We start from the raw sequence: 26,448 nt of genomic DNA, 5'->3' as shown, positions 1-26,448 counted from the left end.
GTCGAAGGATAAGGAGCTATTTCCCGCTATCCGTTCCAATCTTTTATTTTTTTAAAGAAAAAAAATAAAAGGATTTCCATTGCTATCGGGGCTAGGACATTCAGGAATTAAGAAACATAATAATAAAACAAAACTTTGTGAATCTTTGATTTTTTCTTCGAGAAACTCTGTGAAACAAAAAAACATACAGCTTATGAAACTTTGGGAAAAAGGAATTGCAACAGACAAACAAATCGAACATTTCACAGTTGGAAATGACCGTGAACTTGATTTGGTTCTCGCAAAATACGATGCTTTAGGTTCAATTGCACACGCTAAAATGCTTGGGCAAATAGGATTATTAACTCAGGAAGAAACCACTTCCTTGGTTGATGCTTTAAACGAAATCATCGCTGACGTTGCAAAAGGAAACTTCGAAATCGAAGACAGTTTTGAAGACGTACATTCTAAAATAGAATATTTGCTAACTGTCAAATTAGGCGATGCCGGAAAGAAAATCCATACCGCACGTTCCCGTAACGATCAGGTTTTGGTAGACGTTCATTTATATTTAAAAGATGAATTAAAAGCTATAAAAGAACAAGTAAAAACGCTTTTTGATTTGCTAATGGAATCGGCGGAGAAACACCAAAATGTTTTATTGCCAGGATACACACATTTGCAAATCGCAATGCCATCATCATTCGGAATGTGGTTTTCAGCTTACGCCGAAAGTTTAATAGATGATGTTACGATGTTAAATGCAGCTTCAAAAATTGTAGATCAAAATCCGTTAGGTTCTGCAGCTGGTTACGGAAGCTCTTTCCCAATCAACAGAACATTTACCACACAAGAATTAGGTTTTGAAACATTGAAATTCAACGCCGTTGCAGCTCAAATGAGCCGTGGAAAAGCTGAAAAAACGGTTGCTTTTGCGATGAGCAGCGTTGCAGCAACATTATCTAAATTTGCAATGGACGTTTGTTTATATATGAGCCAGAATTTTGATTTTATCAGTTTGCCGGCACATCTTACAACAGGTTCCAGCATTATGCCACACAAAAAAAATCCGGATGTATTTGAATTAATCAGAGGAAAATGCAACAAGATTCAGGCACTTCCATACGAAATCACCTTAATTACAAATAACTTACCAAGCGGTTATCACAGAGATTTACAGCTTTTAAAAGAAGGTTTATTTCCTGCACTTCAAAACCTGAAAGCATGTTTAGATATTGCGATTTTCTCGGTAAAAGATATCACAGTAAAAGACAATATTTTAAAAGATAAAAAATACGATTATCTGTTTACAGTTGATACTTTAAACGAAATGGTTGTTGCCGGAATGCCTTTTAGAGATGCATACAAAGCGGTTGCAGAACAACTGGAAGCGGGAACTTATCAATCGCCAAAAGAAACCAAACACACGCACGAAGGAAGTATCAACAACTTATGTTTAGATGCAATTAAAGATAAAATGAAAGCAGCTTTTTAAAGTATTTTCATCCACAAAAAAAGCCGATTTGTATCAAATACAAATCGGCCTTTTTTATGAAAATTAGATTTTAATTAGCTTTATTATTGCAATTACTAGAGATTAAGCCAGTAGAACTAACTTGTAATGTAGCTCCGGCACCGCAGGACTTATTTGTAACATATTCTTCTACTTTGCCAAGTGGAATAGTTGTGTATTTATAAGTAGGCTTATTGGCTGGTGAACCAAAATCCATTGGCACTTTACGACAATTAGAAAATGCAATTCCAACAGTTCCGCCATCAGTACTTATGTATTCTTTAAAAACTTTCTCAACATTGGCAAAATCAGTTCCTTCAACATAACAAGTTGAATTTTTAACTCCTCCGCCTAAACCAATAGCCACAGAACCAGATTCTGAGGTATTATAATAGCAATTTATAATATGGATTTCGGCATTTCTCGCACGAGGCATTCTTTGTTTACAGCCTTCTGCCCAAAAACAATTTTTAAAAGTAATACTATAATGTCCATCCATAGGAAAATCATTTTTATTTGAACCAATTAAGTTACTGAAACTATGATTATCTGCTCCGCCGGAACCACCGGATTTTGGAGCTTTTAAATAGGTAAACTTGCACCACGAAATAGTCACATTATCGGTTTTGCCTTTATTGTCAAAATTCCCATCCTGACCATCCTGAAACTCACAATGATCTACCCAAAGGTTTGTACAATCAGCAGTTAAATTATCCTGTCCGTCAATATCATAAGCGCCGGGACCAATAAAAGTCAGATTTCTAATTATTACATTATTAGAACCAGTTTTAAGATATAAAATTCCTGCTCCGGGATTTGATTGGTTTTCGTTTACAAGTTTTGCGCCTGATAATCCTATAATAGATTTGTTTGAAACAACTTGTTGTATGGGTTTACCGGCAGGAATTGTAATTGTTCCGGAAACTAAAATTACTTCAGGATTATTGCTTTTAATTTTGGTTAATAATTCATCATAAGATGTTACTATAGCAGGAGTTGCACTTCCTCCGCCAGTTGTTTGCGCGCCAAATCCTTCCGGAGATTGCATATAATAGTTTTGTGCAAAAAGATTTGAAATACTCCATAATAAAAAGAGCAGAATGAGATTTTTTTTCATTTTAAATGTTGATTTTTTTGTGGTTTTAGTCTTAGATAGTTTTAATGTAATCGATTGCACGAATTTAAATTATAAAAGCATACGATCAATAATTTTAGTAAAATATTATAATTAGCAATAAAATTATAATAGAGCAACTTTATGTTTAGTAGGGATTTTTTTACTGCTAGAGTTTTTTTTCAAACTAAAAACACTATTTTTGATTGTACGGCGATAAATATAATATATGAATAAGTTTGATGATCAGGCTGCTAAAGCACTTTTAGAAAAAAATCTTATTACAGAGAATCAATATCAGGAAATCAGTTCCTATAGAAATTTGAATATTTTCTCTTTAAACGCAGAATTAAAATTGTTCCTGTATTTATCTATTTTATTATTTACTTCAGGAATAGGCGTTTTAATTTATAATAATATTGATAGCATTGGTCATATTGCGATTCTGTCGCTTCTGTTAATTGTTATAGGAGTTTGTTTTTATTTCTGTTTTAAAAATTCTAAAGGATTTCAGAAATCAGAAACTACTTTCGACCATCCTGTTTTAGAATATTTTAGTTTTAGCAGCAAATATTCTCACCTGTATATTTATAGGATATTTACAATTTCAATATAAACCTTTCGGGACACATTACGGATTAGCAACTTTAATCCCCACGGTTGTGAGTTTTTTTTGTGCGTATTATTTCGATAATAAGAGTGTGTTAACTATTGCCATTACTGGATTAGCAGCTTACGTTGGACTTTCGGTATCGCCTCAGGATTTATTAAATACTATTAATTTTCACCAAGATCAGACTTTAAGTTACTCGGCAATAGTTTTGGGAGTTTTACTTATTTTATGGACGATTTACAGTAACCGAATTCAGCTAAAAACACATTTTAATATTATCTATCTAACATTTGCTTTGCATATCATCAGCATTGCAACAATTAGTAGTCTCGTAGAATATTTTGAGCAGGGAATCTGGTTACTTTTTGTGGTCGTTTTAGCTGCATCTTCCTATTATTTCTACAAAATAAGCCACGAACTAAAGGCAATCTCGTTATATGTTTTTATGATTATCTACGCTTATATTGGATTAAATATATTCATTATGAGAATTTTCGAAAACATTAATTTCTCTGATGTCTGGATGTTATTTATTATGTTACTTCCGGTATATTTTATTGGCTCTATAATAATGTTTATAAAATTGATTAAAACCTTCAATAAAGAAGTTGCAGCATGATAGTATACGACAAAAATTTATTAGACAATTTAGCCTTAGTTGACGAAGCAAATTCATTAGAATCTGCGGGATTTATTAGTAAAGAACAAAAGAACTTAATCAAGAAAGAATTACCTGCTTTTAAACGACAAAGCAATATTCTGGTACGATTAGGATTCTTTTTATTAGGTGCATTTTTGTATTTGTCTGTTTGTGGCGTAATTGCATTATTAGGGTTAACCGGTTCAAATTCTGAAAATACTTTTTTTAAGATTTGCTGTTATATTTTTGCCGCTGTCGGTTTTGGTGGGGCAGAAATTCTGGCAAATAATAAATATTACGGACATGGTTTAGACGATGCTTTTATTTTAGGCGCTATTTTAAATGTTGGTTGTGCAATTGCCATAACAACCGAAGGTTACGAATTACAGATTGCACTTTTTACAGCAATCGCAGCTTTTGTAATGTATAGAAGATATTTGCATTTATTGTCATTGTTGGTTTTTTGTTTAGCAGCTTCGGCAGTTTTATTTTACGGAATGTTTGAATTGGGCGGAATCGCAAAATCTATTTTGCCGTTTGTTGTAATGCTGGTTTCGGCTGTATTTTACTTTTTCACAAAAAGAATTTTAAATACACTTAAACAAAGTTATTACTATAACGGAGTATTATTAGCCAATAGTTTCTGCCTGATATTGTTTTATCTTTCGTGTAATTATTTAGTAGTCAGAGAACTTTCGGTACAACTTTTAGGAAATGAAATTCTTCCGGAAACTGATATTCCGTTTGCTATTTTCTTTTATGCTTTTACTTTTATCGTTCCGATGGTGTATTTGGTTCAGGCTTTAAAAACAAAAGATAGAATCATGCTTTGGATCAGCTTTTTAGCGATTGGATTTTCGATTTATACAATACGATTTTATTATTCAGTTTTACCAATAGAAGTTGCTTTAACCCTTGGCGGATTAGCTTTATTCGCAATAGCGTATTTTTCGATAAAAAAACTGAAAGATAACGAAGCAGGATTGACATTTAAGCCGGACAGAATCAATAATTCGAATACGATTCTAAATGCCGAAGCTTTAATTGTTGCTTCAGCTTTTGGAATAAAACCAGAAGTAAAAGCACCAATTTCTCCAATGGAATATGGTGGAGGAGGATTTAGTGGTGGAGGTTCAGAAGGAACTTTTTAAAAGTTGCCACAGATTAAAGGATTAAAATGATTGAAAAATCTATAAAATCATTTTAATCTGTGGCAAAAAACTTTATACTTTTTCTTTCAAAGCCACAGCATCAATATCGCTGTGTGAAACATCATAAACCGCTTTTCCGTTTTTGATTAAAATTAATTGTGGAGATTCATGGTATACACCAAATTTACTGGCGATTCCGTTAGAAATATCTCTGTGCTCAATAAGATCTAAAAAATAGGCATCAACCGTTTCATTTAAATCATATTCACGCTCAAATTGTTTCAAAGCCATTCGGCTAATACTACATCTGGTGCTGTGTTTAAAAATGACAACCGGTTTTTCTTTCGAAATGGCTTCAATTTCATTTAATTGAATAATATCTGTTAATTCTGTCCAATTAACATTGCTTTTTGGAGAATCTGAATTCTCTGAACTTCCGAAGATTGAATTTAAAAAACTCATAATTTGACTTGTTTTGTGACTTTTTGACGCTTAAAATGAGTTAAAAACTGATTTTTAATGTCATTTTGTCTTTATTTTTACTATGGAATATGTTTTGACTAATCTGAAACAAAGTTATATCATTTAAACTTAAAAATTTAATCCAATAAATTGTAATTTTAATGGTATCGCATTTATAAGTAAAATCAATCAAATCAAACACATATGAACATAAATAAATTCACAATTAAGTCGCAGGAAGCCATTCAGCTATCACAGCAATTGGCGCAACGAAACGGACAACAGCAAATAGAAAACGAACACATTTTTAAAGCTATTTTTGAAGTAGATGAAAATGTTGCGCCGTTTATTTTGAAAAAACTAAATGTAAATGTTCCGTTGTTTTTACAAATATTAGATTCAACTATTCAAAGTTTTCCAAAAGTTTCCGGAGGAGATATTTTACTTTCCAGAGATGCAAACAAAGCGTTGAACGAAGCGGAGATTATTGCTCAGAAAATGAACGATGAATATGTTTCAATTGAACATTTAATTTTAGCAATTTTCGATTCAAAAAGTAAAGTTTCCCAAATTTTAAAAGATCAGGGCGTTACCGGAAAAGGGTTAAAAGCAGCAATTGAAGAACTTCGAAAAGGAGAAAGAGTCACATCATCTTCGGCAGAAGAAAACTACAATTCGTTAAATAAATATGCTAAAAACCTAAACGAATTAGCACGAAACGGAAAATTGGATCCTGTTATTGGTCGTGATGAAGAAATTCGTCGTGTATTACAAATTTTAACACGAAGAACAAAAAATAACCCAATGTTAGTGGGAGAACCAGGAGTTGGTAAAACCGCCATTGCCGAAGGTTTAGCACATAGAATTGTTGATGGCGATGTGCCGGATAATTTAAAAGATAAAATCGTTTTCTCCCTAGATATGGGAGCGTTGATTGCCGGCGCTAAATTCAAAGGAGAATTTGAAGAACGTTTAAAATCAGTTGTAAAAGAAGTTACAGCTGCCGAAGGTGATATTGTTTTATTTATAGATGAAATTCATACACTTGTAGGCGCAGGTGGAGGAGAAGGCGCAATGGATGCGGCTAATATCCTGAAACCGGCTTTGGCTCGTGGTGAGTTAAGAGCGATTGGCGCAACAACTTTAGATGAATATCAAAAATATTTTGAAAAAGATAAAGCCCTGGAACGTCGTTTTCAAAAAGTATTAATCGATGAACCCGATACGGAAAGTGCCATCTCGATTTTACGCGGAATCAAGGAAAAGTACGAAACGCATCATAAAGTTCAAATTAAAGATGAGGCAATTATTGCAGCAGTAGAACTTTCGCAACGTTATATTACGAATCGTTTTTTACCGGATAAAGCGATCGATTTGATGGATGAAGCAGCTTCAAAACTGCGTATGGAAATCAATTCAAAACCAGAAGAATTAGATGTTTTGGATCGTAAAATCATGCAATTGGAAATTGAAATTGAAGCGATCAAACGTGAAAAAGAAGAAAGCAAACTGAAAATCCTTCGCATGGATTTGGCGAACTTAAAAGAAGAACGCAATGAAATCTATGCAAAATGGAAATCGGAAAAAGATGTTGTTGACGGAATCCAGGCTGTTAAATTAGAAATTGAAGATTTTAAATACGAAGCAGAACGCGCAGAACGTGATGGAGATTACGGAAAAGTAGCGGAAATTCGTTACGGAAAAATAAAAGAAGCGCAAGAACGCCTTGATGTTTTGCAAAAACAATTGCAGGAATATCAATTAGGTACTTCATTAATAAAAGAAGAAGTTACACGTGAAGATATTGCAGAAGTTGTGGCAAAATGGACAGGAATTCCTGTAATGAAAATGCTTCAGACAGAACGTGAAAAACTTTTGCATCTTGAAGACGAATTGCACAAACGTGTTGTAGGCCAGGAAGAAGCGATCGAAGCCGTAAGTGATGCCGTTCGCAGAAGCCGCGCAGGTCTGCAGGACATGAAAAAGCCAGTTGGAACATTTCTATTTTTAGGAACTACAGGAGTTGGTAAAACAGAATTAGCAAAGGCTTTAGCCGAATATCTTTTTGATGATGAAAATTCTATGACTCGTATAGATATGAGTGAATATCAGGAACGTCACAGCGTGAGCCGTTTAGTTGGTGCGCCTCCGGGATATGTTGGTTATGACGAAGGTGGTCAATTGACCGAAGCTGTTCGTAGAAAGCCGTATTCTGTAATTTTATTAGATGAGATTGAAAAAGCCCATCCTGATACCTTCAATATTTTATTGCAGGTTCTTGATGAAGGTCGTTTGACAGATAATAAAGGTCGACTTGCTGATTTTAAAAACACAATTATCATCATGACATCTAATATGGGAAGTCAGATTATACAAGACAAGTTTGAAAACCTAAAAGGAAGTGTTGAAGCGGCAACAGAAGCGGCAAAAACCGAAGTTTTAGGATTGCTGAAACAAACGGTTCGTCCGGAATTTATAAACCGTATCGACGAAATTGTAATGTTTACGCCCTTAACGATAGAGAATATTTCTAAAATTGTTAGTTTACAGCTTAAGAGCGTTACAAAAATGCTTGCATTACAAGGTATTGCAATGGATGCAACGCCGGAAGCTATTAAATATTTATCTGATAAAGGTTACGACCCGCAGTTTGGAGCAAGACCGGTAAAACGAGTAGTTCAAAGAGAAGTACTGAATCAGTTGTCGAAAGAAATTTTGGCAGGAAAGATAACAACAGACAGCATTATTTTATTAGATGCTTTTGACGGTCAGTTGGTTTTTAGAAATCAAACACAAACCGTAGAATAATTTGGTTTTATTTTTTTGAGAGAGAAAGCACCAGTTGAAAGGCTGGTGCTTTTTTTGTAAAAGTCCAATCCGTAAATCATGAAACTTTTTTTAAAAGTCATATAAAAATTGTTGCACATTAAATTGTCAACTTTACATAACAATATAAACAAAAAACAAAAACACTATGAATAATATTTTTAGAGGATTATTAGCAGGTTACGGAGCGAAAAAATTAGGCGGAGGATGTTTTGGAACCATCTTCGTTTTTATAATTATCTGGGTACTTTTAGGGCAGTGCAGTTAATTTTTTTAGATAAAAAAATCAATAAAAAAGTCTTAGATTAGCGCTCATAAATAATAAAACAGATTAATTAAATTGGACACTCAAAGCCAGTTAATTACGAAGTTTTTTAAAATAAATAAGTATAATGGCATCAGGTTTTTTTGTATTATTAGATGATATCGCAGCAATAATGGATGATGTTGCAGTAATGAGCAAAATTGCAGCAAAAAAAACAGCTGGAATTTTGGGCGATGATTTGGCAGTAAATGCAGAGAAAGCGTCAGGATTTGCATCATCAAGAGAACTTCCGGTATTGTGGGCAATCAGTAAAGGATCGCTACTTAATAAAATAATCATTTTGCCAATTGCATTTTTATTAAGCGCATTTTTACCCACTGCCATAATTGTAATTTTAGTACTTGGAGGATTATTTTTAGCCTACGAAGGAGCCGAAAAAATATACGAATATATATTTCCGCACAGCCACGAAGAATCGGCAGGAATAACAGATGAAATCTTAACTGAAGAAGAAATTCTCGAAGCTGAAAAAGGAAAAGTAAAATCAGCCATTGTAACAGATTTTATTTTATCTGTAGAAATAGTAATAATTGCTTTGGGAACAGTAATTAGTGAGCCTCTTCTTCAGCAAATTATTGTAACTTCAATCATTGCATTAATTGCCACTATTGGCGTTTACGGTATTGTAGCAGTAATTGTCAGAATGGACGAAGTAGGGCTTAAACTAATTCAACTTGGTAAAAAAGATAATAGTTTACTCAAAAAAATCGGAAACCTACTTGTGCAAGCGCTTCCATTAGTCATCAAAGGATTAACCATTATTGGTACAATCGCATTACTTTTAGTTGCCGGAGGAATATTTGTACATTATATTCCGTTTTTCCATCATTTAGTACCTAAAATTAATATCCCTTCCATTATAAAAGAGTTCGTAATTGGTTTACTATTAGGGTTTATCGTTTTGGCATTTGTAAACCTGTTCAAAAAGATATTTTCAAAGAAAAAACAAGCTTAAAAACTTAATAAATATAAAGTATAAAACACTAATTGAAAGATTGGTGTTTTTTTTTGGAGCAAAACAATCATTTTCAAAACACGATTTGTCCCGCTGTCAACTATATCTTTTAATCCGCAAAAAAGCGAATAAAAAGGATGCCGTTTCCATCGCGGCTAGTTTAGAAATTTTATTTTATAAGAAATAACTGTTATAGCGTAATTTTTTTTATCATAATAAGTTTTTGATTTACAAATGCTTAATCATTTAGATGAATTATTTAACAATTTCTCAAAGCAACCAAAGCAATACATTTACATCTTCATAGTAATTAACAATTAATTATTATTTCATATGAAAAATTTTAGATTTAAATCAGTTTTTGTAGTATTATTTTTGGCAACAGTATTAATTTCATGTAGCAACGACGATGATAAACCTGTTACAAATCCAACTACAAAAGTGGCGCTGGTAACAGAAGTAAAAGGTCCTGCAACTGGAAAAGTAAATGATGAATTGAGTTATGATGTGACTTTTATTGTAGATAATGCATGTGGAGAATTTAGTAAAATTAGCGAAACAACAATTGGAGCAGTAAAAGGTTTACAAGTAGAGGCAAAATATCCATCAGAAGTTTGTACACAACAAGTTCCGGATCCTAAAAAAACAGTTTATAAATTTAAGTCAGCAACAAAAGGAACTTTTGAAATCAAATTCAAAAAATCAGAAACTGAATTTATTACAACAAAAGTAGTTATTGAATAATCAGGTTATTGATTGATAAGTTTAGGTAAGAAACCATTTTGCAAATTTCGATTTATGAAATTTGTAAGATGGTTTTTATTATGATTAACTTTTGGTTATAATAATAAAATGAAAATCTTTAAGCTAATTAGATTATATTCTAAAGGTTGAAGTTTGTTATTTGTATGAAAAAATAGGTTAATTTAAAAATAGGTTTGTTATATTTTAATTGTTTATTTTTGAGAAATATATTAACCATTTCACCACTTATGATAAGAACTTTACACATCTGCATAATAGCATTTTTTTCCTTTTTTTGTTTCACGCCAATTATAATTTCTCAGAATAATTGGAAATTATTAAATCCGACACCTTCATATAAAACGGGTAAGGAAATTAAATTTGTATCTGAAAATACCGGATATATAATAAACGATAATGAAATATTGGAGACTTCAGATTCTGGTTTCAGCTGGAAAAAGAAGCAGGATATTTATAGCGGTAATGATTTAAAATTTTATAATAATATAGGTTATATCGTTGGAAACAATGGTTATATATTAAAATCACTTGATTCTGGTACTTCATGGACACAAGTAAACTTAGGTTTTATAGTAGACTTTAATACAGTAAATATAGTTAACGAAACAACCATAATTATTTCAAGCGCAAATAGTATAATTAAGACCTTAGATGGAGGAACTACCTGGACAAGTTTTAATATTCCTAATGCTAACGTCAACAAATCTTTTTTTACGACACCATTAATCGGGCATGCAGCATGTAATAATGGTAAAATGTTAAAGACAGTTGATGGGGGAGTTACCTGGTATGCCACGATGACTTCTAATGTAACTCCGTCTGATTTTTTTACTGTTTACTTTGTAAATCAAAATGTAGGTTTTGCAACTCGTGAACATAGTTACCTTTATAAAACAATTGATGGAGGGGAAACCTGGACAGAAATGACTACGATTACTAATGCCATATTTGCATTTTCATTTTTAGATGAAAATGTAGGTTATGCGGCAGGAGAATATGGGGTAATTTATAAAACACAAAATGGTGGTATAACTTGGACTTCGGCAGGATTTCAGGATGGACTTTATGATTTTACTCATATTTACGGCATACACTTTTTAGATAGTAATAAAGGATTTGCGACAGGGGCAAGAGGCAGAATTATAAAAACAATTGATGGTGGTAAAACCTGGATAGAAAATTCTCCCACTTACGATGCTATCAGTGAATTACAATTTGTAACAAAAGAAAAAGGTTTTGCTCAGGTTGGAAATTCATTTTTTAAAACAAATGATTCAGGTGCAACCTGGAATGTTGTAGGTTCCATAAACTATGATAGATATCACTCAGTATCTACATTTAAGTTTGTAAATGAAAATGTAGGATACGCTGCAACTAGTGCCTCATATGGAGGTTATATTTTTAAAACAATAGATGGAGGAGTAACCTGGAACATATTGAATAAAGGAAATTATGTTACTAGTGAAGGAATTAATTCAATATCACTTATTTCTGAAAATACGATTGTAATTTCCGGAGGTTTTAATCAGCCACAAGTAGTAAAAACCACAGATGGCGGAAATAGTTGGGTAAAACTTTCAAGTTATAGCTTTCCTCAAATGCAATTTCTAAATGAAAATATAGGTTATGCACATAATAATTATGATAAAAAAATCTATAAAACAATTGATGGAGGAACTAATTGGACTGTCATGTTTACAGCTCAGGAAGAGATAAAATCAATAGATTTTCTGGATAAAGACAATGGCTATCTTGTAGGTTCTAATGGTTTGATCTTTAAAACAAACAATGGAGGAACAGATTGGAAAAAACTTTCAATTCCTTATGAATATTATACCTTTATTAAGTTTTATTCTAAAAATGTGGGTTATCTTTTTGATGAAGATGGTATACTATATAAAACAGAAAATGGAGGCAGTAGCTGGAAAAACATATTTAATTTACCATCTGGTTTTTTTACCAATAGCATTACAATTTTTGAGAAAGATATTTATTTATCAGGAGCAAATGGTAAAATATTAAAAAGTGAAATAGATTTTCAACCATTCAATTTAGAACTAAATCCGGCAGAAAATATTTTGAGCCGCAGCGCAGTTTTATCCGGTAACGTAAGTGTAAATAAAGATTATTTTGATAGTGCCCGTCTTGAATATTTCAATTCTGCGGTTATACATACAGTGGATATTTCAACAAACAAGATAAATGCTGACGAGTCGTTAGACTTTTCTTTCCCAATATCAGATCTTGATCCTGATTCAACTTACTATTACAGAATTGTTGCAATGCGTGATAATGTTCCTTACTATAGTGAAATGAATGCTTTTAGAACAAAGGAAGATTATTTGCTGCAAATAAATAACATCAATACTATTTTAGCAGATAAAGCACAAATAAATGCAAGCTTAACTTCTTATAAATATGATATTACTGATGTTGAATTTCAATATTGTACTCAACAAAATTTTTCAAATTATAGCGTTATCAATTATAATAGTATTGTTAAAGGAAATACAACCGAGAACATAATCAGTTCTTTATCTGATTTAAAGCCTAAAACTATTTATTATGTAAGGATTAGGGCAAAGTATGAAACCAAAGAAATATATAGTGAAATTAGTAATTTTGTAACGCCATTAGAGTACGAAATAAACTTATATAATGCTGATATTGTAGGGAATAATGCAACATTATCCGCTTATGTAATTGCAAATAGTAAGGACATAACCAATATGGTTTTTGAGTACGGAGTTCTAAATTATGACAATAGTATTGCTGCAAACGTAGCTTTGGTTTCTGCTGGTTCTGCAAGATTCGTATCAACCTCGTTGGCTAATTTAGATCCTGGTAAAATATATTTCTACAGATTAAAAGCCTTGAATGGAGTAAATGTTATCTATAGTAAAGAAGGTATACTAAATACGTCACAACAAATATTTTTAAAGGCAGGAAATGCAATTGATAATGGTAATTCACTTAAATTAACTGGATATATAAATACTACAAGTGGATATTTAGTGGATATTGAATTTGAATACGGTACAACTCCAAGTTTAGGTTCAAGTATTAAAACTAATCCTAATTATGCATTCGGATATGGAACCAACACATTTAGTGCGGATTTAGATAATCCTTTAAAAGGAGAAACATATTATTACCGACTAAAAGGTTTAGATGGAAACAATACAATTGTATATTCAGATATAGTATCATTTAGTACACAAGCTTTAGGAGTTGAAATATCTGATTTAAAAAATAAAGTCATTTTATATCCAAACCCAACCAGCGGAGTTGTGAATATTGATTTGCCTGATAATAAAAATATCATTTCAATTATTGTTAGTGATGAATTAGGAAAAGTTTTTAATTACAGGAATGACCTGAAAACACAATATTTAAAGAAAATTGATCTTTCAGGAAAATCTACAGGCATATATTATCTTAAAATAATAATGGATGATAATTCAGTCATTAATAAAAAGGTCATAGTTAAATAAAAATTTTGTGTAAGATAAAATCTAAAATAGATTTTCTAAAATCCTTTTAAAATTTACTATTTTTGCACTCTAAATTTTATGTCATGCCGAAAAGAAAATATAAAATCGCCGTTGTTCAGTTAAACCTAAATGACGTTGCCGAAAATAATCTTAAAAAATGCATCAGCTGGGTAAAAGATGCCGCCAACAAAGGAGCAGAAGTTATTTTATTACCAGAATTATATAGCAGCCATTATTTTTGCCAAAGCGAAGATGTAGATAATTTTGCATTAGCAGAACCACTTTACAGCACTTCGTTTATTGCATTTAGTGCATTGGCAAAAGAATTGGGCGTAGTAATTATAGTTCCATTCTTCGAAAAAAGAATGGCAGGGATTTACCACAATAGCGCTTATATTATTGATACAGATGGAACAGAAGCAGGTTTATACCGTAAAATGCATATTCCGGACGATCCTCATTTCTACGAAAAATTCTATTTCACACCGGGTGATTTAGGCTTTAAAGCAATTGAAACTAAAAAAGGAAAAATTGGAACATTAATTTGCTGGGATCAATGGTATCCGGAAGCAGCGCGTATCACAGCATTAAAAGGTGCTGAAGTATTATTTTATCCAACAGCAATTGGATGGCATCCAAAAGAAAAAGAGCAATACGGTGAAAACCAATACGGTGCGTGGATGAACGTAATGAAAGGTCACGCCGTTGCAAACGGAGTTTTTGTTGCCGCTGCAAACAGAATTGGTTTAGAACAATATATTGAAGGAACCGAAGGAATTCAGTTTTGGGGAGCATCATTTATTGCAGGACCACAAGGTGAAATTTTAGCTCAGGCATCTCACGATCAGGAAGAAATTCTAATTGCCGAAGTAGATTTAGATCTTCAGGAAAATGTACGTCAGAACTGGCCGTTTTTCAGAGACAGAAGAATCGATGCTTTTGGAGATATTACAAAAAGAGCCATTGACTAATTCAGTTAATTTATAAATAAAAAAAGGACGAAATATAAATTTCGTCCTTTTTTTATTTTATTCCTGCATTTTATAAAACAAAAATCCGCTTCAGAATTTCTGAAGCGGATTTTTAAAAATATATAATAAGATTATTTCACCTGAAAAGTAACTCTTCTTACGATTTGACGCGCTTCTTTAGAATTTTTATTCACAGAAGTATCTTCACCGTTCGCAATTACATTCAATCTTGAAGCATCGATTCCAGCATTTTCAGCTACTTTTTTCACAGCTTCAGCTCTTTTTCTTGATAATTCAGTATTGTAAGCAGAGCTTCCAATTTCGTCAGAATATCCAATGATATCTGCAGATTTACCAGGATTATTTTTCAAGTATTTCACTAAGAAATCAACACCTGATAAAGAAGCATTTGTTGGTTTTGAAGAGTTAAAGTCAAAATATACATTCACATATCCACCGTTAATCAATTCTTCAACAGTATTGTTTGTTGCAGCAGTTTCTCCACCTTTTTTAACATAAGTTTTATCTAAGTAGCTTTCTAATTCATCCGGAACACCATTTTGATTATTATCAATAGATTGTCCTTTAGTATTTACAGCAACTCCAGAAACAGTATTAGGTTCTAAATCATATAGATCAGCAACACCATCTTTATCAGTATCAATTAAATTAGTTTCAATAGTTGTAACTCTGTCTTCTAATTTATTTAATCTTTCATTTTCTTCAGAATACCAGTCAGCATGTTTCGTGTTTTTACCTAAGTAAAAAGTCAAACCAACAGACGCATTTAATAAAACACCATCTAATGAACCAGTACTTGTAGTTCCTTGACCATCAAAGTTATGATTTTGTCTTCCGTTCACAATACCGGTAAGATCTCCAGTTAAAGCAACTCTATTACTTAATCTGATTTGACCTGTTAAACCAGCAATTCCATGAGCCATGTAATCTTTACCGTCAAAACCGTCATCAGAACTTAATTGAGAAACACCAAAACCACCATGTGCTAATAAACCAAATGTGTTAGTCCATGTTTCAAAGTTTAAAGCTCTACCAAGGTTAATTACCCCTTGTAAACTTGCTCTGTAATATTTGCTTTCGAATTCAGGAGTGTCATTGCGTTCCTGAAATTGATCATATCCAACATCTAATTTCAAACCAAATTTAGGATTAAACATATATCTTGCACCTAAATCTGCGTGAAACGGACTAAGAGATTCAGTAGAGTAACCAGGAGTTATTGTTCTAAGTGGCTTGTTTAATCCACCATTTAATTCAATAGACCATTTATTATAAGCAGGTTTTTCAATTGTAGTTTGAGCTGTTGTTGTTGCCATGTTTTGTGCACCTGCAGCGAATGTTAATAATAAAAGCGATACTGAAGCTAATTTCTTTTTCATGATATCCAAATTTTTAATTTAATGTGATTATTAAGAGTTCTACTTTTAAACTCTGGAGCAAAATTATACGACGAGTTTTAAAATGCGTTGTATCTGCTCTTACATAATTCCCATCTTTTGGGTTTTATTTATGTAAATAAGTTAACATAATCAAAATATTGGGACAAAAAAACGGACTAAATTCATATTTAGCCCGTTTTTGAAATTAGTCAATCTGGAAGTTATTTTAAGTCCGGCTGAAAGATTTTTATTGTTCCATCTCCCTCACTACTAACCACTAACAAACTTCTTTTAGTTGGACTTTTAGAAGCCGGAATAAATAAAATTCCTTCCGGAGCGTCGCCCGTTTTTACAGTTTGCAAATATTGAGGCGAGGCAGGATTTGTTACATCATAAGTCATAAAAGCATCTGATCTTTCTAAGCCAACAAACAGAATATTCTGACTTCCCATCTTAACCGCGACCACAGCTTCGGGTTCTGAGCCTTTATCATCGCTGCGTTTGTCATCATAAGTTCCAAGTTCATTTGTTTTTTTGTCAGCATCATTTTTACTGTCATAAACAATTTTTCCTGTATTTCCGTTCCAAATCGAGAAAGAACGCGCACCAAAAGCTACCATTTCATCAAGATCGCCATCACCATCAGTATCGCCCATATCAGCGATCAGATTCAGTCTTCCCAAATTAGTTTCCAGTTTTAAAGTCGCAGCATCAGGAAAAACAGTTGCGTCAAGCTTCATATCCTTCATCCTTTTTATATCCGAATAAGCTGCGTATTCTCTCGAATCACCTTCATTTGCAGTAACAAAATAAGGAACATTATTGGCAGAAAAATGACTAATTCCGTCAGGCATAAACATACCTTTTACCTTCCACGGATTAAAAGCAATTTTATCATCTTTATCGCTTACATCAATAGCATTTTCGGCAGTATTGAAATCTTTAAAACCTAAAGGATAAATCGCCGTAATAGTTTTAGAAGTCAAATCAACCTTTGCAACACCATTATTTTCCTGTAAAGTCACCCAAGCCGTTTTAGAATCATCAGAAATAGTCACATATTCAGGCTCGATATCCTGCGCAAAACTTTTTGCAAATTTCGAAATTCTAAAACCATCTTTTTGTAAAGCCGCAGTCTGACCGCTCAAAGAAGCAAAATCTAAAGTTGTAACATTGTAATTATTAGTTACTTCGATAATAGAAATTGTTCCGTTTGGATCTTGCGAATAATCAGTATTTGGTTCACCTTCATTAGCCGTCATAATATATTTTCCGTCAGGCGAAAAAGTCACCATATCCGGCAAAGCGCCAACGGTTATTTGTTTAATCAAGCTATAATCAGCAGTATTAAAAACTACAACTTTTCCGTTTCCTTGTTTATTTACAGTTGATTCTAAAGCCACAGCAAGTTTTCCATCATAAACCGCCACACTATTTGATGCACCTTCATATGGAGTCAAATCAATTTTACCAATTTTAGTTGGTTTTGTCGGATCAGATAAATCAATAACATCAATCTGGTTTGTTCCGCTATTATTTACCGTAAAAAGCTTTTTTGTTTTTTCGTCGTAAGCTGTAATTTCAGCTGCACCTTCACCACCAATAGTGATAGAACCAATTTCCTTAAAAGTTCCCGGATTTTCATTAACAACAACTTCAGGTTCTGTGTTGTTTGAATTTTCATCATTATTACAACTTATCATAATAGATAAAGCTGCTAATAATGAAATACTTAGTTTTTTCATTTTGATAGTTTTAGTTTTGCCAAAAGTAATTAGCAGAACTTCGGCGTATATTAAGAAGGTATTATTTAATCTTTAACTTAAATTTTATTAGATTTTTTGGCTTAGCTTTAATTTGATTTTAGATGTATTTTTTAAAATCCTTCCGAATGTTTATCTTTGTGCACTTTCAAATTTAGAACCTCTTTATGTCAACAAATAATAGAAGATTTCCAGCAGAATGGGAAAAACAACAGGGAATTGTATTATGTTTTCCGCATAATGGCAACGACTGGCCGGGAAAATATGACGCCGTTCAATGGGCTTTTGTAGAATTTATTAAAAAAGTAGCCACTTTTGAAACCGTTTTTTTGGTCGTAGCCGATGAAAAACTAAAAGAAAAAGTAGCCGAAATGCTAGAAAAAGCACGCGTAAATATCGCGAACGTTTCTTTCATCATTCATAAAACAAACAGAAGCTGGATGCGCGATTCAGGACCAATTATTGTAAAAAATGGTTCAGAAAGAGAAGCATTAAACTTCAATTTTAATGGTTGGGCAAAATATAAAAACTATCAGTTAGATAAATTTGTTCCGGGTAAAATTGCCGATTTTATTGATGTTCCGTTAACACAAGTCCTATATAAAGGAAAACCTGTAATTGTAGAAGGCGGAGCAATTGATGTAAACGGAAGAGGAACTTTATTAACCTCTGAAGAATGTTTAATGCATCCTTCAATTCAGGTTCGAAATAAAAACTTCACCAAAGAAGATTACGAAGCTGTTTTCAAGGAATATCTTGGAGTTACAAATGTAATTTGGCTTGGAGACGGAATTGAAGGCGATGATACTCACGGACATATCGACGATTTATGTAGATTCATTAATGAAGATACAATCGTAACTATTATAGAAACTGATAAAAATGATGCTAATTATAAACCATTACAAGACAATTTGAAACGTTTACAAAACGCAAAGTTAGAAGATGGAAAATCGCCAAATATTGTAGCATTGCCAATGCCAAAACGTGTTGATTTTGAAACTTTAAGATTACCGGCTAGTTATGCTAATTTCTTAATTCTGAACAATTGTGTTTTAGTTCCAACTTTTAATGACAGCAACGATAGAGTAGCTTTAAATATACTTTCAGAATGTTTTCCGGACAGAGAAGTAATCGGAATAAGTTGTATCGATTTTATTTGGGGATTTGGAACTTTACATTGTTTGAGCCAACAGATTCCAGCTTAAAATAATCTCGTAAACCCGACAGGTTTTTAAAACCTGTCGGGTTTAATGCCAAAGTTTGTCATCTTCGACCTAAGGGAGAAATCACATCCAAAAATTGACGAACTGGACGTCTGTACTGGATGTGATTTCTCCTTCGTCGAAATGACAAAAAATGAGAATAAATCATTTTTAATCTGTGGAAAAAAATAAAAAAACCTTGTTAGACAACTAACAAGGTTTTGTATTATATATAAATTAACAATTAAGGATTAATTTATTCTAGCTTCTCTTCATGGTCTGATAAAAGGCGGTAACAATTGACTGCAAACCTCTCCAAAACCAAGTCTGACTTCAGCATTTTCACAGAAACCTCTGATGATAACCGTATCATTATCTTCGATAAATTTACGTTCGCTTCCATCCTTTAATTTAATTGGATTTTGTCCACCCCAAGTCAATTCTAACATAGAACCAAAACTATCAGGAGTTGGACCAGAAATCGTTCCAGAACCCATCATATCACCAGAATTTATACGACATCCGTTTGAAGTATGATGTGCTAATTGCTGACTCATTGACCAGTACAAATATTTAAAGTTTGATTTAGAAACAATAGTTTCTTCCTGATCTTCAGGTTTAATCGAAACTTCAAGATGAATATCAAAAGCTTTTTTTCCTTTAGTTTGTAAATAAGGAAGCGGTGACGGATCTTGTTTTGGACCTTTAGTTCTAAAAGGTTCTAGTGCATCCATAGTTACAATCCACGGAGAAATTGAAGTGGCAAAGTTTTTAGCTAAAAATGGTCCAAGAGGCACATATTCCCATTTCTGGATATCGCGCGCGCTCCAGTCATTTAGTAAAACCATCCCAAAAATATAATCTTCGGCTTCGTAAGTTGGGATATTTTCTCCCATTATATTAACGTCAGTTGTAATAAAAGCCGTTTCCAATTCGAAATCTACTAAACGTGACGGACCAAAAACGGGATATTTTTCCCCATTTGGTAAAGTTTGTCCCATTGGTCTGTGAACCGGAATTCCGGACGGAACAATAGTAGAACTTCTTCCGTGATATCCTACAGGTATATGTAACCAGTTAGGCAATAAAGCATTTTCAGGATCGCGGAACATTTTCCCTACGTTCGTTGCATGCTCTTTACTGGAGTAAAAGTCAGTATAATCACCTATTAACACAGGTAATTGCATTTCTACATCATCGATTTGAAAAATAACAATATCTCGATCTTTTGTTGAATCTCGTAGTTGAGGATTAACTTCGTCGAAAATTTCGGCGATACGATTTCGAACTAAACGCCATGTTTTTTTTCCATCAGAAATAAAATCATTAAGCGTATCCTGCATGAACATATCATCTGTTAAATCTATTCCTGCAAAATAGTTTAATTGTTGTAAAGCCCCTAAATCTATAGCGTAATCGCCAATTCGTGTTCCTACAGTAACGACATTTTCTTTAGTAAGAAATACACCGAAAGGAATATTTTGAATAGGGAAGTCGCTATTTTCTGGCACTTCTAACCATGATTTTCTTTTGGTATCGTTAGCGGTTATTGGCATGTGAATGTTAATTATTTGTTGAAAAATTCTATGTCAAATATATCATAATCTAACAGTTTGACAAACGTTTTTTTGTATTTTTGCAGGAAATTAACGAAAAACGAAAAAATGCAACGCGACGAACAAATTTTTGACCTTATACTAGAGGAACAAGACAGACAAATTCACGGATTAGAACTTATCGCTTCTGAGAATTTTGTAAGTGATGAAGTAATGGAAGCAGCCGGTTCTGTTTTAACTAATAAATATGCTGAGGGATATCCTGGCAAAAGATACTACGGCGGTTGCGAAGTAGTTGACGTTATTGAGCAAATTGCAATTGACAGAGCCAAAGAATTATTTGGTGCTGAATACGCAAACGTGCAGCCACACTCAGGATCTCAAGCAAATACAGCAGTTTACCACGCTTGTTTAAATCCTGGTGATACTATATTAGGTTTCGATTTATCTCACGGTGGTCACTTAACTCACGGTTCTCCGGTGAACTTTTCAGGACGTTTATACAAACCTGTTTTTTACGGAGTAGATGCTGAAACCGGACGTTTAGATTATGATAAAATTCAGGAAATTGCAACAAAAGAACAGCCAAAATTAATCATCGCAGGAGCGTCGGCATATTCTCGTGATATGGATTTTGAGCGTTTCAGAGTAATTGCTGACAGCGTAGGAGCAATCTTATTTGCTGATATTTCTCACCCTGCAGGATTAATTGCAAAAGGATTGATGAATGATCCAATTCCACATTGTCATATTGTTTCTACAACAACACACAAAACTTTACGCGGACCACGCGGAGGTTTGATTTTAATGGGGAAAGATTTCGAAAACCCACAAGGATTGAAAACTCCAAAAGGAGAAATCAGAATGATGTCATCTTTATTAGATCTTGCTGTTTTTCCTGGAAATCAAGGCGGACCTTTAATGCACATTATCGCTGCTAAAGCAGTAGCTTTTGGTGAAGCATTAAAAGATGAGTTCTTTACTTATGCAATGCAATTACAAAAAAATGCAAATGCTATGGCAGATGCTTTTGTAAAAAGAGATTATAAAATTATTTCTGGCGGAACCGATAATCATATGATGCTTATTGATTTAAGAAATAAAAATATTTCTGGTAAAGAAGCAGAAAACGCATTAGTAAAAGCAGAAATCACAGTAAATAAAAATATGGTTCCATTTGATGATAAATCACCATTTGTAACATCAGGAATCCGTGTAGGAACAGCTGCAATCACAACTCGTGGTTTAGTTGAAGAAGATATGGAAACAATCGTAGCTTTAATCGATAGAGTTCTTGCAGATCATACAAATGAAGCAGTTATCGAAGAAGTAGCAAACGAAGTAAATGAAATGATGAGCGAAAGACCGATTTTCGTATACTAAAAAATAGTCATAAAGTCATAAAGTCGAAGGTCGAAAGTCTTGGAATGGAATGTAAATTTCTATTTTAGTTTTTGATCTTCGACTTTTATTTTAAGGAATTTTGACTTTACAACTTTATGACTTTCTAACTTTAAGACTTAAAAAAAATGGGCGTACTAAGATTACAATTGCCAACAGACCCTAGATGGGTTAATATTGTGGAGAAAAATTTAGAAGAAATCTTAACAGATCACGCTTGGTGCGAGCAAAAAGCAGCAACAAACGCGATTACGATTATCACCAATAACTCAGAACATCAGGATTTGGTTAAAGATTTATTGGCTTTAGCCAAAGAAGAAATCGATCATTTTGAGCAAGTTCACAATATCATCATCAAAAGAGGATTGAAACTAGGACGCGAACGAAAAGACGATTATGTAAACGAGCTTTATTTATATATGAAGAAAAGCGGTGACGGAAGCCGTGTTTCAGGTTTAGTTGAAAGATTATTATTTTCAGCCATGATCGAAGCCAGAAGCTGCGAACGATTCAAAGTTTTATCTGAAAATATTCAGGACGAAGAATTAGCTGTTTTCTACAGAGATTTAATGGAAAGCGAAGCTGGACATTATGTTACTTTTATCACTTACGCCAGAAAATACGGAGTTGGAATTGACGTTGAAAAACGCTGGAGAGAATGGCTTGCCTACGAAGAATCAATCATCACCAACTACGGAAAAGGAGAAACAATTCACGGATAAGAAGTTTTTGTTTCAGGTTTTAGGTTTTACGTTTGTCACGTTGAGCGAAGTCGAAACGCGTTCCAATTAGAAAGTTTTGGTTTCAAGTTTTCCTTGTTTCAGGTCTTAGATTTCAGGTCTTAGATTTCAGGTTTTACGTTTGTCACGTTGAGTGAAGTCGAAACGCGCTCCAATTGGAAAGTTTCAATTTTTTTAATCAAAAAAAAAAGATCCGCCTAAAATCCGCGTCTTCGCTTTAGCGAATCCGCGTCATCCGCGTTCAAATATTCGCAAAGTTTTTAACAATCTAAACTCTAAAATCAACAATCTAAATTGTACATTTGAAAGTAACGAAAATTTAAAACCATGCGAATAGAAACTGATTTAAAATTAGGGTTTAAAGATGTAATGATTAGACCAAAACGATCAACCCTGAAAAGCAGATCTGAAGTCTCATTAGAACAAAATTTTAAATTTTTGCATAGCACTACAAATTGGACAGGAATTCCAATAATGGCAGCAAACATGGACACTGTTGGAACTTTTGAAATGGCAGAAGTTCTTGCTAAAGAAAAACTTTTTACGGCGATTCATAAACATTATTCATTACAAGAATGGAATAATTTCCTAAAAAATGTAAGCCCTGATTTCTACGATTATATTGCCATAAGCACCGGAACAGGAAAGGAAGATTTTGAGAAAATTGGACAAATTATAACAGCAAATCCACAGCTAAAATTTATTTGTATTGATGTTGCAAACGGATATTCGGAGCATTTTGTACAGTTCTTAAAACAAACCCGAAAACAATATCCTGATAAAGTCATTATTGCCGGAAATGTTGTAACCGGCGAAATGGTTGAAGAATTATTATTGGCTGGAGCCGATATTGTAAAAGTCGGAATTGGTCCCGGATCAGTTTGTACAACGCGTGTAAAAACAGGCGTAGGATATCCGCAACTTTCGGCAATTATAGAATGTGCAGATGCTGCTCACGGTCTTGGTGGACACATTATAAGCGATGGAGGTTGCAGTACTCCGGGAGATGTTGCAAAAGCCTTTGGCGCAGGTTCAGACTTTGTAATGTTAGGCGGAATGTTAGCCGGACATACTGAAAGCGGAGGAGAACTGATTGAAATTGACGGTCATAAATTCAAACAATTTTACGGAATGAGTTCTACAACCGCAATGGACAAACATGTTGGCGGAGTTGCAGAATACAGAGCAAGCGAAGGAAAAACAGTTCAGGTTCCGTTTAAAGGAAAAGTAATTAATACGGTTTTGGATATCTTAGGCGGTTTGAGAAGCACTTGTACCTATGTTGGCGCTTCACGATTGAAAGAACTTACTAAACGAACTACCTTTATAAGAGTAAGCGAACAGGAAAATCAAATTTTTACTAAATAATAAAAGCATTTTAAATAGAATATGATCACGATTTTAGAAGCAACTATAAGCGATATAAAACTAATTCAGGAAATAGCACATACAACCTGGCCAATTACTTACGGCGAAATTTTATCAAAAGAACAATTAGATTATATGTTAGATCTGATTTATTCTGATGAAGCTTTAACCAATCAATACAATAAAAAAGAGCAATTATTTTATTTGATTTCTGAAAATGAAATTACTTTAGGATTTATAGGAATCGAGCATAATTATAAAAGTGAAGCAATTACTAAAATCCATAAAATATATCTTTTACCCGAAACACAAGGAAAGGGAATTGGTAAAAAAGTGATTGAAGAAATTGAAAAATTTGCTTTAAAAAATAACTCCACTGCTTTATCATTAAATGTAAATCGTTTCAATGCGGCTTTAGGTTTCTACAAAAAGATAGGCTTTGAAATTATTGAAGAAGTAGATATAGAAATTGGAAATGGTTATTTGATGGAAGATTATGTAATGCAGAAAAAATTGTAAAGGTAAATAAGAACATAAACTTCAAAACAGAATTATAGTTTCTTTAAATTTAAAAAATACTAACTTTGTATAAAAAATAATATGGAAGATATAATATGGGAACAAAGGTTCTCTAATTTTAATAAAGCATTATTAAAGTTGGACGAATCTGTAAATTATATAAAACATAATTATTTAAATGACGAAGATGAATTAGTTGCCGAAAATTTAGGATATGTTGTTGAAGAATTAATAAAAGAAGGACTAATTCAAAGATTTGAATATACTCATGAATTAGCTTGGAATGTAATGAAGGATTATGCTTTTTTTCAAGGTAACTCAACAGTCGGAGGTTCCAGAGATGCAACCAGGGAAGCTTTTAGATTGCAAATAATTGAAAATGCCGACATATGGATGGATATGATTCAGAGCCGTAATAAAACTTCTCATACTTACAATGAGGAAATTGCAAATGAAATATTTGATAAAATTATTAATGATTATTTTCAATTATTTTTAAATTTTCAAGAGACGATGGAAGAAAAAAGAAGTGGGGAACAAACTAATCTACTGTAATTTATGAATTCTTTTGGGCTTCCTTCGGATTACATCAATAAAATTAATTCAGTATTTCAGGAATACTTTAATATTGATGAAGTCATAATATTTGGCTCAAGAGCTAAAGGTAATTACAGGGATAATTCGGATATTGACTTAGCAATAAAGGGAAAATTCATCGATTTATCAACTTTGCAACAGATTGAAAATAAATTAGAAGAGTTATATATACCTAATTTTATTGACTTAATAATGTTTGATAAAATCGAAAACACTGATTTGATAGATCACATCAATAGAGTTGGGAAACAATTTTATAAGAAAGAGAAAATTCATTAAACTTTGTTAATGTGCTAACTCACAATCACATCATGCTTAAACAACAAACCTTTCACCTCTTTCAAAGCGAAAACCGCTTTCTTTAATTTGGTTTTTGATGGATCAATAGTATAATTGTAACTTGTTTTAAAGTCGGCTTTGTTAGCGATTGCTTTATCAAATTCTGAGCGATACAAATCGCAATTATCAAAAATAACACTTGTAAGATCCGTAGCCATAAAATCAACCGCAATTAGGCTGCAATTCGTAAATGTTGTCCCTTTTATTTTTAGAGTGTAAAACTTCGAATAATCCAGCATGCAATCGTAAAAATGAACTTCAAAAATAAGTTTATCGCACATTGCAAAATTTACTTCTTTAATTTCGCATCGATTAAAAGTTGCTGTTCTAAAAGCAACATAATTGATTTTGGCTTCGGTAAAAATACAGTCATTAAAAATGCAATCAATAAAAGTGACGGCTAAAAAAGTACAGGCAGAAAAATTACAATTATTAAAAGTACAACATTCAAAATCCTTAAAATTAGCATCATCTGTACCGTAAGTAATAGTATTGTATTCTTTATCAAGGAAATATTCAGATGCTTTTTTCAATGTTATTTTTAATGATTATTTTAGACCGAAAAGATAATAATTAGGCCGCATTAATTAGTTACTAAATTGGATTAATTTTTCCTTATAAAATATCTTTGACAAAAAATCATGTAGAATAATCTTTGTTTTTTAAGGAAATCTAAAAGCTTTTCGAATCGGTTTTGTCAATATGCCTTTTTTTACTCTTTTAATAATAAGCGTTTAATTTTAAAACAACAT

22 protein-coding genes are annotated in these 26,448 nt (G+C 32.8%); 16 read left to right on the top strand and 6 right to left on the bottom strand.

Translation table 11 applies throughout. The annotated features are described in order from the left end of the window. Positions 1-193 precede the first annotated feature (193 nt). Positions 194-1,474, top strand: a complete 1,281-nt coding sequence (argH, locus tag ACHZDT_RS09005; protein WP_394774296.1) for an argininosuccinate lyase — start codon at positions 194-196, stop codon at positions 1,472-1,474. Positions 1,475-1,544: 70 nt separating this feature from the next. Here argH and ACHZDT_RS09000 read toward each other — a convergent pair whose 3' ends face one another. Next, positions 1,545-2,609 (bottom strand): polysaccharide lyase family 1 protein, encoded by a 1,065-nt coding sequence (locus ACHZDT_RS09000; RefSeq protein ID WP_394774295.1) that lies wholly within the window; start codon positions 2,607-2,609, stop codon positions 1,545-1,547. A gap of 226 nt (positions 2,610-2,835) precedes the next feature. On the opposite strand from ACHZDT_RS09000, the gene ACHZDT_RS08995 reads away from it, so the two are divergent. From ACHZDT_RS08995 to ACHZDT_RS08985, 3 genes are read left to right on the top strand one after another with little or no spacing between them, the layout of a single operon-like run. After that, entirely contained in the window at positions 2,836-3,222 is a 387-nt protein-coding gene (locus tag ACHZDT_RS08995) for a DUF2157 domain-containing protein (protein WP_394774294.1), read from the top strand. Between the two features lie 46 nt (positions 3,223-3,268). Continuing rightward, a complete protein-coding gene (locus ACHZDT_RS08990) occupies positions 3,269-3,838 on the top strand; it encodes a hypothetical protein (protein ID WP_394774293.1) in 570 nt (189 codons plus the stop codon). Beyond that, positions 3,835-5,010 carry a hypothetical protein gene (locus tag ACHZDT_RS08985; RefSeq protein WP_394774292.1) on the top strand — a complete coding sequence of 392 codons (1,176 nt, stop codon included), beginning with the start codon at positions 3,835-3,837 and terminating at the stop codon, positions 5,008-5,010. Before ACHZDT_RS08990 ends, ACHZDT_RS08985 begins: the two co-directional genes overlap by 4 nt. A gap of 72 nt (positions 5,011-5,082) precedes the next feature. On the opposite strand, the gene ytxJ is transcribed toward ACHZDT_RS08985, so the two are convergent. Next, entirely contained in the window at positions 5,083-5,472 is a 390-nt protein-coding gene (gene ytxJ, locus ACHZDT_RS08980; RefSeq protein WP_394774291.1) for a bacillithiol system redox-active protein YtxJ, read from the bottom strand. Between the two features lie 204 nt (positions 5,473-5,676). Between ytxJ and clpB the strand changes: the two genes are divergently transcribed. The 5 genes from clpB to ACHZDT_RS08955 all read left to right on the top strand — a co-directional run bounded on the left by clpB (position 5,677) and on the right by ACHZDT_RS08955 (position 14,808). After that, positions 5,677-8,280, top strand: a complete 2,604-nt coding sequence (clpB, locus tag ACHZDT_RS08975; RefSeq protein WP_394774290.1) for an ATP-dependent chaperone ClpB — start codon at positions 5,677-5,679, stop codon at positions 8,278-8,280. A gap of 410 nt (positions 8,281-8,690) precedes the next feature. Next, entirely contained in the window at positions 8,691-9,578 is an 888-nt protein-coding gene (locus ACHZDT_RS08970) for a DUF808 domain-containing protein (protein ID WP_394774289.1), read from the top strand. Positions 9,579-9,911: 333 nt separating this feature from the next. After that, positions 9,912-10,322, top strand: coding sequence for a hypothetical protein (locus ACHZDT_RS08965; RefSeq protein ID WP_394774288.1), 411 nt, complete (start codon positions 9,912-9,914; stop codon positions 10,320-10,322). Between the two features lie 218 nt (positions 10,323-10,540). Then, positions 10,541-13,837, top strand: coding sequence for a YCF48-related protein (locus tag ACHZDT_RS08960; protein ID WP_394774287.1), 3,297 nt, complete (start codon positions 10,541-10,543; stop codon positions 13,835-13,837). An 83-nt stretch (positions 13,838-13,920) separates the two neighbouring features. Next, complete coding sequence (locus ACHZDT_RS08955; RefSeq protein ID WP_394774286.1) at positions 13,921-14,808, top strand: carbon-nitrogen hydrolase; 888 nt, start codon at positions 13,921-13,923, stop codon at positions 14,806-14,808. Positions 14,809-14,939: 131 nt separating this feature from the next. Here the strand turns inward: ACHZDT_RS08955 and ACHZDT_RS08950 are convergent, their stop codons facing one another. Continuing rightward, a complete protein-coding gene (locus ACHZDT_RS08950) occupies positions 14,940-16,208 on the bottom strand; it encodes an OmpA family protein (RefSeq protein ID WP_394774285.1) in 1,269 nt (422 codons plus the stop codon). A 221-nt stretch (positions 16,209-16,429) separates the two neighbouring features. After that, positions 16,430-17,953: a choice-of-anchor I family protein gene (locus ACHZDT_RS08945; protein ID WP_394774284.1), complete on the bottom strand. Its 1,524-nt coding sequence runs from the start codon at positions 17,951-17,953 to the stop codon at positions 16,430-16,432. Positions 17,954-18,138: 185 nt separating this feature from the next. Here ACHZDT_RS08945 and ACHZDT_RS08940 point away from each other — a divergent pair, with 185 nt between their 5' ends. After that, the gene (locus tag ACHZDT_RS08940; protein WP_394774283.1) at positions 18,139-19,179 is read left to right on the top strand and encodes an agmatine/peptidylarginine deiminase; all 1,041 of its coding nucleotides are present in this window, start codon (positions 18,139-18,141) and stop codon (positions 19,177-19,179) included. A 269-nt stretch (positions 19,180-19,448) separates the two neighbouring features. Here the strand turns inward: ACHZDT_RS08940 and fahA are convergent, their stop codons facing one another. Beyond that, on the bottom strand, positions 19,449-20,732 hold the full coding sequence (fahA, locus tag ACHZDT_RS08935) for a fumarylacetoacetase (RefSeq protein ID WP_394774282.1): 1,284 nt from the start codon (positions 20,730-20,732) through the stop codon (positions 19,449-19,451). Positions 20,733-20,840: 108 nt separating this feature from the next. Here fahA and glyA point away from each other — a divergent pair, with 108 nt between their 5' ends. From glyA to ACHZDT_RS08905, 6 genes are all read left to right on the top strand, one after another. Then, on the top strand, positions 20,841-22,115 hold the full coding sequence (glyA, locus tag ACHZDT_RS08930) for a serine hydroxymethyltransferase (RefSeq protein WP_394774281.1): 1,275 nt from the start codon (positions 20,841-20,843) through the stop codon (positions 22,113-22,115). 146 nt (positions 22,116-22,261) lie between these two features. Further along, on the top strand, positions 22,262-22,855 hold the full coding sequence (locus ACHZDT_RS08925; protein ID WP_394774280.1) for a tRNA-(ms[2]io[6]A)-hydroxylase: 594 nt from the start codon (positions 22,262-22,264) through the stop codon (positions 22,853-22,855). Positions 22,856-23,200: 345 nt separating this feature from the next. Next, positions 23,201-24,241 (top strand): GMP reductase, encoded by a 1,041-nt coding sequence (locus ACHZDT_RS08920; protein WP_394774279.1) that lies wholly within the window; start codon positions 23,201-23,203, stop codon positions 24,239-24,241. A gap of 21 nt (positions 24,242-24,262) precedes the next feature. After that, positions 24,263-24,760 carry a GNAT family N-acetyltransferase gene (locus ACHZDT_RS08915; RefSeq protein ID WP_394774278.1) on the top strand — a complete coding sequence of 166 codons (498 nt, stop codon included), beginning with the start codon at positions 24,263-24,265 and terminating at the stop codon, positions 24,758-24,760. 81 nt (positions 24,761-24,841) lie between these two features. Then, positions 24,842-25,315: a nucleotidyltransferase substrate binding protein gene (locus tag ACHZDT_RS08910; protein ID WP_394774277.1), complete on the top strand. Its 474-nt coding sequence runs from the start codon at positions 24,842-24,844 to the stop codon at positions 25,313-25,315. Between the two features lie 3 nt (positions 25,316-25,318). Continuing rightward, positions 25,319-25,636, top strand: a complete 318-nt coding sequence (locus ACHZDT_RS08905; protein ID WP_394774276.1) for a nucleotidyltransferase domain-containing protein — start codon at positions 25,319-25,321, stop codon at positions 25,634-25,636. A 14-nt stretch (positions 25,637-25,650) separates the two neighbouring features. Here ACHZDT_RS08905 and ACHZDT_RS08900 read toward each other — a convergent pair whose 3' ends face one another. Next, positions 25,651-26,229 carry a pentapeptide repeat-containing protein gene (locus ACHZDT_RS08900; protein ID WP_394774275.1) on the bottom strand — a complete coding sequence of 193 codons (579 nt, stop codon included), beginning with the start codon at positions 26,227-26,229 and terminating at the stop codon, positions 25,651-25,653. Positions 26,230-26,448: the final 219 nt, after the last annotated feature.

Source organism: Flavobacterium sp., from assembly GCF_043722275.1.
Taxonomy (GTDB): Bacteria; Bacteroidota; Bacteroidia; order Flavobacteriales; family Flavobacteriaceae; genus Flavobacterium.
Note: the sequence above shows the minus strand (reverse complement) of the source record. Positions and strands in the feature narration are given on the sequence as shown.